Origin of the sequence: Streptomyces sp. NPDC059255 (assembly GCF_042752355.1) — a bacterium.
In the GTDB taxonomy this organism is placed as follows: domain Bacteria; phylum Actinomycetota; class Actinomycetes; order Streptomycetales; family Streptomycetaceae; genus Streptomyces.
In genome coordinates this window covers 84,417-100,834 of sequence record NZ_JBHYZP010000003.1, presented here as the reverse complement: position 1 = coordinate 100,834, position 16,418 = coordinate 84,417, and the positions used below count along the sequence as shown (strand labels likewise).

The window sequence follows — 16,418 nt, the reverse complement described above, 5'->3', positions numbered from 1 at the left end:
TCAAGCCGGGATACGGGGCCGGATCAGGGCGCGGGCGGTGCCGGGATCTCGGCGTACCGCTGGATCCAGGCGTGCATGGCGATGGCCGCGGCGGCTCCCGCGTTGATCGAGCGCGTCGAGCCGAACTGGGCGATCGAGCAGACCATCGTGGCGTGCCGACGGGCCTCTTCGGTCAGGCCGGGACCCTCCTGGCCGAAGAGCAGCACGCAGCGGCGCGGCAGCTCGGTCCGCTCCAGCGCGACGGCCCCCGGCAGGTTGTCGATCCCGATGATCGGCAGCCCCTCGGCCGCCGCCCAGGCCGTCAGCTCCTCCGTGCCGGGGTGGTGGCGCACATGCTGGTACCGGTCGGTGACCATCGCGCCGCGCCGGTTCCAGCGCCGCCGGCCCACGATGTGGATCTCCTTGGCGAGGAAGGCGTTGGCGGTGCGGACGACGGAGCCGATGTTGAAGTCGTGGCTCCAGTTCTCCACGGCCACGTGGAAGTCGTGCCGCCGGGTGTCGAGGTCCGCGACGATCGCCTCGCGGGTCCAGTAGCGGTACTGGTCGGCGACATTGCGCCGGTCACCGGCGGCCAGCAGCTCCGGGTCGTACCGCTCGCCCCGGGGCCACGGCTCGCCGTGCGGTCCGACGCCGACCGGGGGCCCGTAGCCTTCGTCGTACTGGACCGGCTCCAGGCCCTCGTCCGCTGTCTCGCTGATCACCTATACGAGGGTACGTGGCTGCTCGGAGCTCTCCCGCCGCTGCCCGGGCGGTGCGGCCGCCCCGGCGAGGGGGCGTCGCCGGCCCGGCAGCCGCCGACGCAGCCGGTCGTACACCGCGGTGGTCCGGCCGCCGAGCCACAGCAGGAAGACCGTCGGCAGGAACACGGCGTCGGCGGCGATCATCGCGAGCGAGAAGAACGGCAGCCCGAGCAGGACGGCGATCCCCGCGTGCTCCAGGATCATCGCGACGAGCAGGACGTTCTTGACGCGCCGGTTGAAGAGCGTGAACGGGAAGGCGACCTGCACGATGACCGTGCCGTACGTCAGCACCATCACGACGAGCGCGCTGGACGCGAAGAGGCCCGAGAGCGCGGGCCAGGGGGCGAAGTAGTCCAGTTTGAGCGGGTAGTACAGCGCGGTGCCGTCCTGCCAGCGCGAGCCCTGGATCTTGTACCAGCCGGCGGTGGCGTAGATGAGACAGACCTCGGCCATGATGACGGCGAGCGCGGCGTTGTGGATCAGATTGGCCAGGACGTCCAGCAGCGCGCGCGGCTCGCCGTGGGGCGCGCGCCGGTTCACGGCCCACCAGAGCCCCTGTCCGGCCCACGCCCCCCAGAACAGGGCCAGCAGCCAGCTCTCGGCCTGGACCCGGTCGGTCAGCGTGCCGACGAGGAGGACTGTGCCGGTGACGGCCCACAGGACGGGGCCGACCCGGTCCCGTACGGCCGGCCGGCCCGCATCCGCCGCACCCGCCCCGGCCGGTCCCGACGGGTCCGGTCCATCCGTCCCGGCGGATATCTCCGCTCGGCGCGACGCACGGGCGGCGCGCCGCGCGTCGAGCGACCAGACCTGCCCGCAGCGCGTCAGCACGAGATAGATCGCCATGAGGTGGATGACGTTGTCTCCGCCGTCCCCCATGAAGATGCTGCGGTTCTGGAGCGAGAGCACCCCGAACATGAAGAGCACGGACATGGTGCGGGTCCGCCAGCCGAGCATCAGCAGCGCGCTGGAGAGCACGGCGACGGCGTAGACGATCTCGAACCAGACCGTGCTGTCCGACCACATCAGCGCGGAGAAGGCGCTGTTCTTCGCGATGAGCTGCTGGGCCATGCCCCAGCTCCAGGGGCCCTCGGGACCGTACAGCTCATGGCGGTGCGGCACCTCGCGCAGCAGAAAGAGCAGCCAGGTGCCGGCGAAGCCGATCCGGATGACGGCGCTCTGGTAGCGGCCGAGGGCGGTCGCCGTGACACGCCGGAGCGCGACCGCGGCCCGCTGTTCGAGGTGGCGCGGCCGGCCCACGGACGAGGCGGGCTTCGGACCGGGCAGTCCCGGCGGTACGGGCTCCACGGAAGGCCCCGGCCGTACGGGCTCCACGGGCCGCGCGGACTCCGCGGGCTGTCGTTGCTGTGAGGGTTCCACGGGCTGTTCGCTCACCGGTCCGCCTCCGCGCTGCCGTTCTCCACGCCTCCGGGAAGATCGGCGGCGTTCACCGCCCACCACGGATAGACCCGGTAGGACGGGCGCGTGCTGATCTTCTCCGTGCTCCAGGACGGCGAGGCGACGGCCGTGGTGACCGACCTGACCTGGATACGTTCCACCGGGCCGCCCAGGTCGTGGTTCTCCAGCCGCAGCATCACGATCCGGCGGATGTAGCTCTCGGAGAGCTGGCCGCGCAGCCCGTTCGGACGGTTCTGATTGTCATGCGATCCGACGAAGAAGTCCCAGCCCCGGCGCAGCTCGTTCTGGTCGACATGGCTGGGCAGGAGATTCCCCTGGATCGCGGCGCCGTCCTCGGCGGAGAGATCGATCCATTCGCTGGTCCGGCGCGCGGCGCCGGACCCGGTCTCGGCGCGCGCCTGGACGGCGATGTTCTGCTGGAGGGGGTTGGGTGCGAAAAGCTTCCAGTTCTGCTCGAACTCGGGGTAGACCCAGGCGTCGACGGCCTTGCCGTGCTGCTTGGTGAGCGTGTTGGACGGGGCGACGTGGAGGAACACCATCGCGACGTGCACGCAGGCCAGCAGTCCGATGACCGCGAGGGAGACGGCGGCCACCACCTGGTAACGGAAGGAGAGGCCGGCTATCCCGGCCCCGGGTGGCGGTCCGGCTTTCCCGCCCTGGTCGTCGTACGAATCCATCCCGCCCCGATCGCCGTCGCACTCCGGTCAGTTATCCACAGGGTTGACACCCTACGGGCCGCCGACTCACCATTGAAGTCCATGAACCGAACGATCGGTCGGTAGGGGGTCCGGATGACGGCAGTGACCACGGGGACAGCCGAGGAGGCGACGGTGGAAAGGACGACGGAGTCCTTCGAGGCGGCGTTCGACGCGGCCGTGGCCGCCGACGAGCGCATCGAGCCGCGCGACTGGATGCCCGAGGCGTACCGCGCGTCGCTGGTCCGCCAGATGGCCCAGCACGCGCACTCCGAGATCATCGGGATGCAGCCGGAGGCAAACTGGATCACGCGCGCGCCCTCCCTGCGCCGCAAGGCGATCCTGATCGCCAAGGTGCAGGACGAGGCGGGACACGGTCTGTATCTGTACAGCGCGGCCGAGACGCTGGGCACGGGCCGCGACGAGCTGCTCGACAAGCTGCACAGCGGCCGCCAGAAGTACTCCTCGATCTTCAACTACCCCACCCTGACCTGGGCCGACGTCGGCGCGATCGGCTGGCTGGTGGACGGCGCGGCGATCACGAACCAGGTCCCGCTGTGCCGCTGCTCCTACGGCCCTTACGCCCGGGCCATGGTCAGGATCTGCAAGGAGGAGTCCTTCCACCAGCGCCAGGGGTACGAGCTGCTGCTGACCCTGAGCAACGGGACGGACGCACAGCACGCCATGGCCCAGGACGCGGTGGACCGCTGGTGGTGGCCGTCGCTGATGATGTTCGGCCCCCCGGACGACGAGTCGGCCCATTCGGCCCGGTCCATGGCCTGGAAGATCAAGCGGCACTCCAACGATGAGCTGCGGCAGCGCTTCGTCGACATCTGCGTCCCCCAGGCCGAGGCCCTCGGCCTGACCCTCCCCGACCCGGATCTCCGGTGGAACGAGGAGCGGGGGCGGCACGACTTCGGGCCGATCGACTGGGCGGAGTTCCACGAGGTGCTGAAGGGCAACGGGCCGTGCAACGAGGAGCGGATCACCCAGCGCCGCCGCGCACACGAAGAGGGCGCATGGGTACGGGAGGCCGCCGCGGCGTACGCGGAGAAGCACCGCCCGGCGGCACGGACGGAGGCGGCGGCATGAGCGGTACGGCCGACTGGCCCCTGTGGGAGGTCTTCGTACGCTCCCGCCGCGGGCTCTCGCACACCCACGCGGGCAGCCTGCACGCCCCGGACGCGGAGCTGGCCCTGCGCAACGCGCGCGATCTGTACACCCGGCGCGGTGAAGGCGTCTCGATCTGGGTGGTGGAGTCGTCGGCGATCACCGCCTCCTCGCCGGACGAGAAGGACCCGTTCTTCGACCCGTCCGCCGACAAGCCCTACCGGCACCCGACCTTCTACGAGATCCCCGAGGGGGTGAACAACCTGTGACCGGCGTACCGGCAACGGAACGGCCGGCGCGGGCCGCGCGGCCCGCGCCCCGGGCGGCGGCTCTCGCGCTCGGCGACGACGCGCTGGTGCTCTCGCACCGGCTGGCGGAGTGGGCGGGCCACGCCCCCGTCCTCGAAGAGGATGTCGCGCTCGCCAATATCGCGCTGGACCTGCTCGGCCAGGCGCGGTTCCTGCTCTCCCTCGTCGGGGACGAGGACGAGCTGGCCTATCTGCGCGAGGAGCGCGCGTTCCGCAACCTCCACCTGGTCGAGCAGCCGAACGGGGACTTCGCGCACACGATCGCCCGCCAGCTCTACTTCTCCACCTACCAGCTCCTGCTGTACCGGCAGCTCGCCGCCGGGGAGAGCGAGTTCACCGGACTCGCGGCCAAGGCGGTCAAGGAGATCGCCTACCACCAGGACCACGCCGAGCGCTGGACGCTGCGGCTCGGGGACGGCACACCGGAGAGCCATGAGCGGATGGACCGGGCCTGCCGGGCGCTCTGGCGGTTCACCGGCGAGATGTTCCACCCCATCGGAGAGGACGACGAGCCCGACGACCACGACGGGCTCGACGTCGACTGGCGGGCGCTGGAGGAGAGCTGGCTCGCGTCCGTCACCGATGTGCTGCGCCGGGCGACCCTGACCGTGCCGGACGGCCCCCGGTCCGGCGCCTGGACGGCGGGCGCGGGCAGGCAGGGGCTGCACACGGAGCCGTTCGGCCGGATGATCGCCGAGATGCAGCATCTTCACCGCAGCCACCCGGGGGCGTCATGGTGACGACCCCGGGCACCACCCCGTACCCGGCCCCGGACAGGAGCACGGACAGAAGCGCTGCACCGGCGGGCACGACGGCGCTGGAGGAGGAGCTGCGCGCCCTGGCCGGGGCCGTGCCCGACCCGGAGCTGCCGGTGCTGACCCTGGCCGAGCTGGGCGTGCTGCGCGGGCTGCGTCTCTCGGGCCCCGGCCGGGTCCGCGTGGAGCTGACCCCCACCTACACCGGCTGCCCGGCCATCGGGACGATGTCCGCGGACATCGAGCGCGTCCTGCACGACCACGGGGTGCCGGAGGTCTCGGTCGTCACGGTCCTCTCCCCGGCCTGGTCGACGGATGACATCAGCGCCGAGGGGCGCCGCAAACTCGCCGCGTCCGGCATAGCGCCGCCGCGCCCGGGCGCGGCGCCGGGAGCCGCCGCCGGACCGGTGCCGCTGGCGCTCTCCCTGCGCTGCCCGCACTGCGGCTCCACCGACACCGAACTGCTCAGCCGGTTCTCCTCCACCGCCTGCAAGGCCCTGCGCCGCTGCACGGCCTGCGGTGAACCGTTCGACCACTTCAAGGAGTTGTAGATGTTCCATCCGCTCCGGGTCAGCGAGGTCGAGCCGCTCACGGACGACGCGGTGGCGCTCACCCTCGCCGTCCCGCCCGAGCTGCGCGAGGCGTTCCGGCACATGCCGGGCCAGCACATCGCCCTGCGCCGCCGCACCGCGCACGGCGAGGAGATCCGGCGTACGTACTCGATCTGCGCACCGGCGGGCCCCGAGCCGACGCTGCGGGTGGGCATCCGGCTGGTCGAGGGCGGCGAGTTCTCGACGTACGCCCTCAAGGAGCTCGCCGTGGGCGACACGGTCGAGGTCATGGAGCCGACCGGCCGCTTCGTCCTGGAGCCGCGCCCCGGGCACTTCGCGGCGATCGTCGGGGGCAGCGGCATCACCCCGGTGCTGTCGATCGCGGCCACCCTGCTGCTCCGGGAGCCCACGGCCCGGTTCTGTCTGGTGCGCAGCGACCGCACCGTGGCGTCCACGATGTTCCTGGAGGAGGTCGCCGATCTCAAGGACCGCTTTCCCGACCGGTTCCAGCTCGTCACGGTCATCTCACGGGAGCAGCGGCAGGCAGGACTGCCGTCCGGCCGTCTGGACCGCGAGCGGCTGACCGGGCTGCTGCCCGCGCTGCTTCCGGTGGCCGAGGTCGACGGCTGGTTCCTGTGCGGCCCGCTCGGCCTGGTCTCCGGCGCGGAACGCGCGCTGCGCGGCCTCGGGGTGGAGCGCGCCCGCATCCACCAGGAGATCTTCCACGTCGACGAGGCGCCCCCCGCCGTCGCGGCGGCCACAACCGGCGCCCGGGCTCCCGCGCACAGCACCCTCACCGCGAGCCTCGGGGGCCGCTCGGGCACCTGGCCGGTCCAGGAGGGCGAATCGCTGCTGGAGACGGTGTTGCGCAGCCGGGCGGACGCGCCCTACGCGTGCAAGGGCGGGGTCTGCGGCACCTGCCGGGCGTTCCTGGTCTCGGGCGAGGTCACGATGGACCGCAACTTCGCGCTCGAACCGGAGGAGACCGACGCGGGGTACGTACTGGCCTGCCAGTCCCATCCGGCCACCCCGGAGGTGGAGCTGGACTTCGACCGCTGACCGCTGACCACGACCACCGACTCCGACCTCTGACCGCGACCACCGGCTTCGGTGGCTGAGCCGACCACCGGCCCCGGCGGTCAGAGCACGAAGGCCGCGGTGCCGTTGTCGGCGACCATCGGGCGCCCGGCGCCGTCCCAGGCGAGCATGCCGCCGTCCACGTTCACCGCGTCGATCCCCTGCTGCACCAGATACTGGGTGACCTGTGCGGACCGACCGCCCACCCGGCACATCACGAAGGCCTTCCGGCCCTCGGCGACCGCCTCCGTGACCTCGCCGAAGCGGGCCACGAAGTCACTCATCGGCACATGCAGCGCGCCCTCGACATGACCGGCCGCCCACTCGTCGGCCTCCCGGACGTCCAGCACCAGGGCGTCGGAGGGCACCGCCGCGGCATCGACCGAGGGCAGCGGGGCGAAATTCATGGGTGTTGCCTTCTCTCGTACGGGACCGGGACCGGGGTCCGAGCCGGGGCGCGATCGCCGTGGCGGGACCCGGGCTCCGGAATCTACTCCACCAGTCCGGCGAGCTCCGCCTCACGCCCGGAGACCTCCGCGAGCAGCTGCTCCGCGATCTCCTCCAGCAGCCGGTCCGGATCGTCCGGAGCCATCCTGAGCATGGCGCCGATCGCGCCCTGCTCCAGCTCCTGGGCGACCAGCGTCAGCGCCTCCTTGCGCTGCGACAGCCACTCCAGCCGGGCGTACAGCTCCTCGCTCTCGCTCAGCTCGGCCGGCCGCGGCGCGGGCCCCGCCGCCCACTCGCCGGCCAGCTCCAGCAGCTGCGCCTCGTCCCCGCGCCCGTACGCGGAGTTGACCCGCGTGAGGAATTCCTCACGGCGCGAGCGCTCCCGGTCGTCCTGCGCGAGATCCGGGTGCGACTTGCGCACCAGGTCCCGGTAGAGCTTGCGTGCCTCGTCGCTCGGCCGGACCCGCTTGGGCGGCCGGACGGCCCGGTCCGTGAGCATCGCCGAGGCCTCCGGCGACAGACCGTCGGAATCGAGCCAATCGTGGAACAGCTCCTCCACGCCCGGCATCGGCTGCACCATCGCCCGTGCCTCCCGCGCCTTGCGCAGATCCTCCGGGTCGCCCGAGCGGGCGGCGCGGGCCTCCGCGATCAGCGCGTCCAACTCGTCGAGCCGGGCGTACATCGGGCCGAGCCGCTGGTGGTGCAGCCGGGAGAAGTTCTCGACCTCGATCCGGAACGTCTCCAGGGCGATCTCGAACTCGATCAGCGCCTGCTCGGCGGCGCGCACGGCCCGCTCCAGGCGCGCCTCGGGGCGCGGGTCGGACGCTTCGGTGGCGTCCGGCACCGAAGCGGTGGCGTCCGGCACGTCTCGTACGTCCTGCTCGTCGTCGTTACGGATCGTCGGCTCCCCAGGGGCGTCGTGCATCACCCGCCCAGCCTACGGGCGGATCCGGCCGCCCCGTCCCTCCCCGGCCCCCGGCACGCCCGTACCGGCCGCTCAGACGCCCAGTTCGGCGGAGATCCGCCCACCGCGCACCGCCGCGAGCAGCTCCGAGTGGTTCGCCTCCGTGCGGTCCGCGTACGCCACAGCGAACTCCGCCACGGCCGCGTCCAGTTCCTCGTTCCTGCCGCAGTACCCGGCGACCAGGCGCGGGTCCACGCTGTGCGCGTGCGCCCTGGCGAGCAGCGCCCCGGTCATCCGGGCGTAGTCGTCGACCAGGTCGGCGGGGAGGGCCGCCGGGTCCACGCTGCCTTTGCGGTTCCTGAACTGGCGCACCTGGCAGGGCCTGCCCAGGACCGTCGTCCAGCCCAGCAGGTTGTCGCTCACCACCTGCATCCGCTGCTGGCCGAGGACCACCCGCCGCCCCTCGTGCGCCACCTCGGGCGGCTCGAAACCGACGGCCGGCAGATGGGGCAGCAGGGCGGAGGGCCGCGCCTCCTTCACCTGGAGTACGAGCGGCTCCCCCCGGTGGTCCAGCAGGAGCACCACGTACGACCGAGTCCCCACGCTGCCGGTGCCGACGACCCGGAACGCCACGTCGTGGATCGCGTACCGCGCGAGCAGCGGCAGCCGGTCCGCCGGAAGGGTGGTCAGATACTCCTCCAGCGAGGCGGCCACGGCCGCCGCCTCCTCGTCGGGCACGCGCCGCAGCACGGGCGGCGCGTCCACGAAGCGCCGCCCGGCGGGGCCCTTCCCGCTCACGCCGTCCACCGCCTCGGTCGACCGGGCCGCGAACCGCGCGCTCGTGTTGTTGCGCGCCTTCTCCGAGACACGCTCCAGCGTGCCGGCGAGATCACGGGCGTCCGTGTGCGAGACCAGCTCCTCGTCGGCGATGGCGTTCCACGCGTCGAGCACGGGCAGCTTCGCCAGCAGCCGCATCGTGCGCCGGTAGGCCCCCACCGCGTCGTACGCCGCGCCCCGGCAGGTGTCCTCGTCGGCGCCGGCCTCGCGCCCCGCCAGCACCAGCGAGGCGGCGAGCCGCTTGACGTCCCACTCCCAGGGGCCGACCACGGTCTCGTCGAAGTCGTTGAGATCGATGACGAGCCGGCCGCGCGCGTCCCCGTACAGGCCGAAATTGGCCGCGTGCGCGTCACCGCAGAGCTGCGCGCCGACCCCGGTGACCGGGGTACCCGTCAGGTCATGGGCCATCAGTCCGGCGGAGCCGCGCAGAAAGGCGAAGGGGGTCGCGGCCATCCGCCCCACCCGTAGCGGAGTGAGCCTCGCCACCCGGCCGCGGCCGGATTCCTCGACGGCCCGCACCGCGTCCGGCCGCCCCGCCACCTCGGCCCACGCGGCGTGCGAGGACCGCGGCACCCGCTCCCGCAGCGCGCGCCCCCGCGCCTTCGGCGTCCGCGCACCGTCCGCCTCCGCCCGCGCGGCACGCGGCGCGAACCCCGGCACCGCCGGAATCCGTACCGCCCCGGCCGCCGTCGCCGGACCCGCTGCCCGCGGACCAGCCGTCCCAGACCCGACACCGCCCATGGCGCGCCGCCTCCCCCGTACTCGTCTGCCCGTCGTGACTCGGCACTCGTCGTGTGAGATCAACCGCTCACGACCGTACCGCCGGTTTCGGCCAGGCGCCCGCCCCTGTGGAAAACCCCGGAACGGTCCCCGCCCGGCCACCCGGCAGTAACCTGCGTCACAGAGTCACAGAGCCGGATCCCCGAGAAACGGGAGAATCCCGAGGAACCGAAGAAACCCGCGGCACCCGAAGCCCGGGGCACCCGGACCACACCCGCCGGCCCACACCCGCCGGACCACGTACAGGGCGGCCCCACACCAGCCGGACCAGGCACGACACCACCGCCCGGGCATACGGAAGAACCCCCGCCCCGGAAGATCTCCGGAGCGGGGGTTCGACCAATCCGCTGTGGGTAGTCACTGACTACCCGCTGTGCGCGAGGGGGGAGTTGAACCCCCACGCCCTTTCGGGCACTGGAACCTGAATCCAGCGCGTCTGCCTATTCCGCCACCCGCGCATTGGGTGTGTCGTCCCGGTACTTCACCTGCTGGTGTTGAGCTGGTGTGTGCTCCTGGCGACATCGAGAAGATTAGCACGCTGCCGAGGGTGGAATCACATCCGTTTGTTTCCGGGACCTTCGACGGATCGGCCGCGGAAGCAGGGAACGGACAACGGGCGCCACCCACTCCTCCTGAGTGCACCCAGGGTGCGGGACACTGGCGTCGGGCCGCCTCTACGATCCGTGTGAGAGGTGACACTCATCGACGGGGCAGACAAGGGGAACCAGCCGATTTCCCGACGCGTGGATACGATCAGTAAGCAGTACCAGGACGGCAACGACGGAGGAGGTGCCCCATGGGAGTCATGAAGCGTTTCGAACAGCGTCTCGAAGGTTTGGTCAATGGCACCTTCGCGAAGGTGTTCAAGTCCGAGGTCCAGCCCGTCGAGATCGCGGGTGCCCTCCAACGCGAGTGCGACAACAACGCGACGATCTGGAACCGCGAGCGGACAGTCGTCCCGAACGACTTCATCGTGGAGCTGAGCACGCCGGACTTCGAGCGGCTCAGCCCGTACTCCGGCCAGCTCGGCGACGAACTGTCCGGGCTCGTCCGCGACTACGCGAAGCAGCAGCGGTACACCTTCATGGGGCCGATCAAGGTCCACCTGGAGAAGGCCGAGGACCTCGACACCGGTCTGTACCGGGTACGCAGCCGGACCCTGGCGTCGAGTACGTCACAGGACGGACCCGGCGGCCCGGGCGGCCCCGCGGGCGTCTCCGGCCGCCCCGGCTCCGCGGCCCCCGCCTCACCTCCCAGGGGCGCCCCCGGCGGCTACGGCTACCCGCCCAGCGCCGTGCCCCCGATGCCCTCCTCCTCGCCGCCCGGAAGCCCGGCGGGCGGCCCCGGCGGCCGGCCCGCGGGCCCCGGCCCCGGCCCGCTGCCGCAGGGCCAGGTGCGCCGCTGGATCGAGATCAACGGCACCCGCCACCAGATCTCCCGCGCCACCCTCGTCCTGGGCCGCAGCACCGACGCCGACGTACGGATCGACGATCCCGGGGTCTCGCGCAGGCACTGCGAAATCCGGGCAGGAACGCCCTCCACGGTCCAGGACCTCGGGTCCACCAACGGCATCGTGGTAGACGGACAGCACACCACCCGCGCTACGCTCCGCGACGGCTCGCGGATCGTCGTGGGCAACACCACCATCGTTTTCAGGCAAGCCGAAGGGTGAAGCGGGGGCAATGTCAGAGCTGACCCTGACGGTCATGCGGCTAGGTTTTCTGGCCGTTCTGTGGCTGTTCGTGATCGTGGCCGTACAGGTCATCCGCAGCGACCTGTTCGGAACACGCGTCACGCAGCGCGGCTCACGCCGCAACGCAGACGCCCGCCCGCAGCAGGGACGCCAGTCCGCGGCGCCGCCCCAGCAGCGCCAGCAGCAACAGCAGGGGGGCCGGCAGCGCAGGGGAGCGCCCACCAAGCTGGTCGTCTCCGAAGGGAGCCTCACCGGCACCACGGTGGCGCTCCAGGGGCAGACGATCACGCTGGGCCGCGCCCACGATTCGACCATCGTGCTGGACGACGACTACGCGTCCAGCAGGCATGCCAGGATCTACCCGGACCGTGACGGTCAATGGATCGTCGAGGACCTCGGGTCCACCAACGGCACGTATCTCGACCGGACCCGGCTCACGACCCCGCAGCCGATCGCACTGGGCGCTCCGATCCGCATCGGAAAGACCGTCATCGAGCTGCGGAAGTAGTACGACAATGAGCGAGCGGAGCGAGCGAGCCGCGACGGTCCCCACAGCGGACCGCAGCAGGCTCCCGACCGGAGGGTGGGCAGTGTGGCTCGAGACCGGCTGGCGCGACAGTCGACCGGCGAGCCGACGGGCGAGGTGCGCATGAGTCTGTCTCTGCGTTTCGCCGCCGGGTCGCACAAAGGAATGATCCGGGAGGGGAACGAGGACTCCGGCTATGCCGGCCCCCGGCTGCTGGCCATCGCCGACGGCATGGGCGGCCAGGCGGCCGGAGAGGTCGCCTCGTCCGAGGTGATCTCCACCCTCGTGCAGCTCGACGACGACGTACCGGGCTCCGACCTCCTCACCTCGCTCGGTTCCGCGGTGCAGCGCGCCAACGACCAGCTCCGCGTCATGGTCGAGGAGGACCCCCAGCTGGAGGGCATGGGCACCACGCTCACCGCCCTCCTGTGGACCGGCCAGCGGCTCGGCCTCGTCCATGTCGGCGACTCCCGCGCGTACCTCCTGCGCGACGGCGTACTGACCCAGATCACCCAGGACCACACCTGGGTGCAGCGGCTGGTCGACGAGGGCCGGATCACCGAGGAAGAGGCCACCACCCACCCGCAGCGCTCCCTGCTGATGCGCGCGCTGGGCAGCGGCGACCACGTCGAGCCCGACCTCTCCATCCGTGAGGTCCGTGCCGGCGACCGCTACCTGATCTGCTCGGACGGCCTCTCCGGCGTGGTCTCGCACCAGACCATGGAAGAGACCCTCGCCAGCTACCAGGGCCCCCAGGAGACCATCCAGGCCCTCATCCAGCTCGCCCTGCGCGGCGGCGGACCCGACAACATCACCTGCATCGTCGCCGACGTCCTGGACGCCGAGGCCAACGACACCCTGGCGGGACAGCTCAACGACACCCCCGTCGTCGTCGGCGCCGTCGCCGAGAACCAGCTCCCGCTGAGCTCCGCGGAGAACGCCGCGGCGATGCAGACCCCGGCCGGCCGCGCCGCCGGCCTCGGCCGCGCCGTACCCCCGCAGGCCGCCGGCAGCTTCGGCCCGCCCGGCAGCGGCGACGACACCGACTACGGGTACGGCGGGATGCCGCCCGGCAGCGGCTCCGACGGCTTCGGCGCGTACGACAGCGCCTCGGACGGCTTCGTCAAGGAGCGCCCGCGCCACCGGTGGCTCAAGAGATCTCTCTACTCCGTGCTCGCGCTGGCCGTCGTCGGCGGCGGTCTGTACAGCGGCTACCGCTGGACCCAGACGCAGTACTACGTGGGCGCCAGCGACCAGCACGTCGCCCTCTACCGGGGCATCAGCCAGGACCTCGCCTGGCTCTCGCTCTCGAAGGTCGAGAAGGACCACCCCGAGATCGAACTCAAGTACCTCCCTCCGTACCAGCGCAAGCAGGTGGAGGACACCATCGCCGAAGGCAGCCTCGCCAACGGCCGCAAGAAGATCGAGGAACTCGCCACCCAGGCATCGGCGTGCAAGAAGGAAGAGCAGCGCCGCACCGCCGACCAAGAGTCCAATGTGGTCACGGGTGAGGGAGAGGCCGGCGGTACGACCGGTACACCCCTCACGAAGTCCACCGTCAACCCGAAAGCCGCGACTCCCACTCCGGGCCCCAGCCTCTCGGAAGAGGAGCAGAAAGTGGCCTCGAACTGCGGTAAGCAGCAGTAGCCGGCCGTAGGGGGCCCTTCACCACCATGAGCGTTGTCACCAACACGACCACCATCGGCGCGATCGAAGCACCGAGCCGCCGCAACACCGAGCTCGTCCTGCTCGCCTTCGCCGTAGCCATCCCCGTGTTCGCGTATCTGAACGTGGGACTGGCCATGGACGGCAAGGTCCCCGCAGGCATGCTCGGCTACGGGGCCGGGCTCAGCCTGCTCGCGGGCGTCGCGCACCTCGTGGTGCGCAAGTTCGCCCCGTACGCCGATCCGCTGCTCCTGCCGCTGGCGACGCTTCTCAACGGCCTCGGGCTGGTGCTGATCTGGCGCCTGGACCAGTCGCCGCGGCTGATCCAGCTCGCCAAGATCGTCACCAAGTCCGAGTACAACCCGGCAGCCCCCGGCCAGCTCCTCAACTCCGCGATCGGCGTCGCGCTCTTCGTCGTCGTACTGGTCGTGCTCAAGGACCACCGCGTTCTCCAGCGCTACACGTACATCTCGATGGCCGTCGCGCTCTTCCTGCTGATCCTGCCGATGTTCTTCCCGGCGAAGAACGGCGCCAAGATCTGGATCACCCTCCCCGGCCTCGGCTCCCTCCAGCCCGGCGAGTTCGCGAAGATCATCATCGCGGTCTTCTTCTCCGGCTACCTGATGGTCAAGCGGGACGCCCTGGCCCTCGCCAGCCGCCGCTTCATGGGCCTCTACCTGCCCCGGGGCCGTGACCTGGGACCGATCCTCGGTATCTGGGCCATCTCGATCCTCATCCTGGTCTTCGAGACCGACCTCGGTACCTCCCTGCTCTTCTTCGGCCTCTTCGTGGTGATGCTGTACGTCGCCACCGAGCGGACCAGCTGGATCGTCTTCGGGCTGCTGATGTCGGTCGGCGGCGCCGTCGGCGTCGCCACCTTCCAGTCACACGTCCAGTCCCGCGTCAACGCCTGGCTCGACCCCTTCGCCTGCTACGAGACCAGCGGCGCCTGCCAGCAGATCGGCGACGCCCTGCTCTCCTTCGGCTCCGGAGGCACCCTCGGCACCGGGCTCGGCCAGGGCAACTCCGACCTCATCGGCTTCGCCGCCAACGCCGACTTCATCCTCACCACCATCGGTGAGGAACTGGGCCTGGCCGGCACCATGGCGGTCCTGATGATCTACGCGCTGATCGTGGAGCGGGGCGTACGCACCGCCCTCGCCACCCGCGACCCCTTCGGCAAGCTCCTCGCCATCGGGCTCTCCAGCGCCTTCGCCATCCAGGTCTTCGTCGTCGCCGGCGGCGTCATGGGACTCATCCCGCTGACCGGTATGACCATGCCGTTCGTCGCGTACGGCGGCTCCTCCGTCCTCGCCAACTGGGCCCTGATCGGCATCCTCATCCGCATCAGCGACACCGCGCGCCGACCCGCCCCGGCCCCCGCCCCGTCCCCCGACGCCGAGATGACCCAGGTGGTCCGACCGTGAACAAGCCCCTGCGCCGTATCGCCATCTTCTGCGGGCTCCTCATGCTCGCCCTGCTGATCCGGGAGAACTGGCTCGGCTTCGTACGCTCGAACGAGCTCAGCTCCCACGATTTCAACAAGCGCGTGCAGATCGAGCGGTACAGCAGCGCACGGGGCAACATCATCGTCGACGGCAAGCCCATAACCGGCTCCGCGAAGACCGACGACACGTACTACACGTACAAGCGCACCTACACCGACGGCCCCATGTGGGCGCCTGTCACCGGCTTCGCCTCGCAGGCGTTCGGCGCCACCCAGATCGAGTCCATCGAGGACGGCGTCCTCACCGGCAACGACGACCGGCTCTTCTTCGACCGGACGATGTCGATGTTCACCGGCGACGAGAAGAAGGGCGGCAACGTCGTCACGACGCTCAGCAGCGCCGCCCAGAAGGCCGCGTACGAGGGCCTCGGCAAGAAGAAGGGCGCCGTCGCCGCGATCGAACCGGCGACCGGCAAGATCCTCGCGCTGGCCTCCACCCCCAGCTACGACCCGTCCACCTTCGCCGGCCGTACGGAGAAGGATTCCAAGGCCTGGGTCGACCTCGACAAGAAGAACGACCCTGACGACCCGATGCTCAACCGGGCGCTGCGCGAGACCTACCCGCCGGGCTCCACCTTCAAGGTGCTGACCGCCGCCGCCGCCCTGGAGCACGGCAAGATCAGCGACGTCGACGCCCCCACCGAAACGCCGCTCCCCTGGATCATGCCCGGGACCACCAGGCCGCTCCCGAACGAGGGCAACATCCCCTGCGAGAACGCCACGCTCCGGGTGGCCCTGCGCTACTCCTGCAACACCGTCTTCGGCAAGCTGGGTTCGGACCTGACCAAAGAGAAGATGCTGGAGACCGCGAAGAAGTTCGGCTTCAACGAGGAGCAGTTCGTCCCGGTCCGCGCGGCGGCCTCGGTGTTCCCCGAGGAGATGAACAGCTCGCAGACGGCGCTCTCCTCCATCGGCCAGTTCGACACCCGCGCCACGCCCCTCCAGATGGCCATGATCGCCGCGGCGGTCGCCAACGACGGCAAGCTGATGAAGCCGTACATGGTCGACCGTCTGGAGACCCCGGGCGTCGACGTGCTCAGCAAGACCGAGCCCGAGGAGCTGAGCCGGCCCCTCTCGCAGGAGAACGCCCAGAAGCTCCAGAGCATCATGGAGACCGTCGTCGACGAGGGCACGGGAACCAACGCCAAGATCCCGAACGTCACAGTAGGCGGGAAGACCGGCACCGCCCAGCACGGCGAGAACAACAGCAAGAACCCGTACGCGTGGTTCATCTCGTACGCCAAGACGAGTGACGGCTCCCCGGTTGCCGTCGCTGTCGTCGTCGCGGACAGCGATGCCAGCCGTGACGACATCTCCGGTGGTGGCCTCGCGGCCCCCATCGCCAAGGACGTGATGAAGGCGGTCATCGACAGCAAGAAGTGACGCCCGTCACGACGCACGTCC

At 71.0% G+C, this 16,418-nt stretch carries 16 protein-coding genes and 1 tRNA gene; 10 read left to right on the top strand and 7 right to left on the bottom strand.

Translation table 11 applies throughout. The features are described from left to right. Window positions 1–23: 23 nt before the first annotated feature. The 3 genes from ACFXKG_RS06060 to ACFXKG_RS06050 form a co-directional block, all read right to left on the bottom strand. On the bottom strand, window positions 24–701 hold the full coding sequence (locus ACFXKG_RS06060) for a TrmH family RNA methyltransferase (protein WP_384833074.1): 678 nt from the start codon (window positions 699–701) through the stop codon (window positions 24–26). Beyond that, window positions 702–2,027 (bottom strand): HTTM domain-containing protein, encoded by a 1,326-nt coding sequence (locus ACFXKG_RS06055; RefSeq protein ID WP_384833702.1) that lies wholly within the window; start codon window positions 2,025–2,027, stop codon window positions 702–704. It lies immediately after the preceding gene. 104 nt (window positions 2,028–2,131) lie between these two features. Beyond that, window positions 2,132–2,836 (bottom strand): DUF5819 family protein, encoded by a 705-nt coding sequence (locus ACFXKG_RS06050; RefSeq protein ID WP_384833071.1) that lies wholly within the window; start codon window positions 2,834–2,836, stop codon window positions 2,132–2,134. A gap of 114 nt (window positions 2,837–2,950) precedes the next feature. Here ACFXKG_RS06050 and paaA point away from each other — a divergent pair, with 114 nt between their 5' ends. The 5 genes from paaA to ACFXKG_RS06025 are packed head-to-tail and all read left to right on the top strand — an operon-like array spanning window position 2,951 to window position 6,637. Next, a complete protein-coding gene (paaA, locus tag ACFXKG_RS06045; RefSeq protein WP_384833068.1) occupies window positions 2,951–3,946 on the top strand; it encodes a 1,2-phenylacetyl-CoA epoxidase subunit PaaA in 996 nt (331 codons plus the stop codon). Further along, the gene (gene paaB / locus ACFXKG_RS06040) at window positions 3,943–4,233 is read left to right on the top strand and encodes a 1,2-phenylacetyl-CoA epoxidase subunit PaaB (RefSeq protein ID WP_384833065.1); all 291 of its coding nucleotides are present in this window, start codon (window positions 3,943–3,945) and stop codon (window positions 4,231–4,233) included. Before paaA ends, paaB begins: the two co-directional genes overlap by 4 nt. Next, entirely contained in the window at window positions 4,230–5,012 is a 783-nt protein-coding gene (gene paaC, locus ACFXKG_RS06035) for a 1,2-phenylacetyl-CoA epoxidase subunit PaaC (protein WP_384833062.1), read from the top strand. Before paaB ends, paaC begins: the two co-directional genes overlap by 4 nt. Then, window positions 5,006–5,578, top strand: a complete 573-nt coding sequence (paaD, locus tag ACFXKG_RS06030) for a 1,2-phenylacetyl-CoA epoxidase subunit PaaD (RefSeq protein WP_384833059.1) — start codon at window positions 5,006–5,008, stop codon at window positions 5,576–5,578. Before paaC ends, paaD begins: the two co-directional genes overlap by 7 nt. Continuing rightward, window positions 5,579–6,637, top strand: a complete 1,059-nt coding sequence (locus ACFXKG_RS06025; protein WP_384833056.1) for a 2Fe-2S iron-sulfur cluster-binding protein — start codon at window positions 5,579–5,581, stop codon at window positions 6,635–6,637. Window positions 6,638–6,717: 80 nt separating this feature from the next. Here ACFXKG_RS06025 and ACFXKG_RS06020 read toward each other — a convergent pair whose 3' ends face one another. The 4 genes from ACFXKG_RS06020 to ACFXKG_RS06005 form a co-directional block, all read right to left on the bottom strand. Further along, window positions 6,718–7,062, bottom strand: a complete 345-nt coding sequence (locus ACFXKG_RS06020; RefSeq protein ID WP_365807610.1) for a rhodanese-like domain-containing protein — start codon at window positions 7,060–7,062, stop codon at window positions 6,718–6,720. 83 nt (window positions 7,063–7,145) lie between these two features. Continuing rightward, window positions 7,146–8,030, bottom strand: a complete 885-nt coding sequence (locus ACFXKG_RS06015) for a J domain-containing protein (RefSeq protein WP_384833051.1) — start codon at window positions 8,028–8,030, stop codon at window positions 7,146–7,148. 69 nt (window positions 8,031–8,099) lie between these two features. After that, entirely contained in the window at window positions 8,100–9,584 is a 1,485-nt protein-coding gene (locus ACFXKG_RS06010; protein WP_384833048.1) for a DUF2252 domain-containing protein, read from the bottom strand. A gap of 413 nt (window positions 9,585–9,997) precedes the next feature. Further along, window positions 9,998–10,081: transfer RNA gene (locus ACFXKG_RS06005), tRNA-Leu, on the bottom strand. Between the two features lie 338 nt (window positions 10,082–10,419). Here ACFXKG_RS06005 and ACFXKG_RS06000 point away from each other — a divergent pair. From ACFXKG_RS06000 to ACFXKG_RS05980, 5 genes are all read left to right on the top strand, one after another. Then, window positions 10,420–11,295, top strand: a complete 876-nt coding sequence (locus ACFXKG_RS06000; RefSeq protein ID WP_384833045.1) for an FhaA domain-containing protein — start codon at window positions 10,420–10,422, stop codon at window positions 11,293–11,295. Between the two features lie 10 nt (window positions 11,296–11,305). After that, window positions 11,306–11,824, top strand: coding sequence for an FHA domain-containing protein (locus ACFXKG_RS05995; RefSeq protein ID WP_365807604.1), 519 nt, complete (start codon window positions 11,306–11,308; stop codon window positions 11,822–11,824). A gap of 141 nt (window positions 11,825–11,965) precedes the next feature. Then, window positions 11,966–13,489, top strand: a complete 1,524-nt coding sequence (locus ACFXKG_RS05990; RefSeq protein WP_384833041.1) for a PP2C family protein-serine/threonine phosphatase — start codon at window positions 11,966–11,968, stop codon at window positions 13,487–13,489. A 26-nt stretch (window positions 13,490–13,515) separates the two neighbouring features. Further along, on the top strand, window positions 13,516–14,934 hold the full coding sequence (locus ACFXKG_RS05985) for an FtsW/RodA/SpoVE family cell cycle protein (protein WP_384833038.1): 1,419 nt from the start codon (window positions 13,516–13,518) through the stop codon (window positions 14,932–14,934). Continuing rightward, complete coding sequence (locus ACFXKG_RS05980; protein ID WP_384833035.1) at window positions 14,931–16,397, top strand: peptidoglycan D,D-transpeptidase FtsI family protein; 1,467 nt, start codon at window positions 14,931–14,933, stop codon at window positions 16,395–16,397. The genes ACFXKG_RS05985 and ACFXKG_RS05980 overlap by 4 nt, the downstream gene beginning before the upstream one ends. Window positions 16,398–16,418 lie beyond the last annotated feature (21 nt).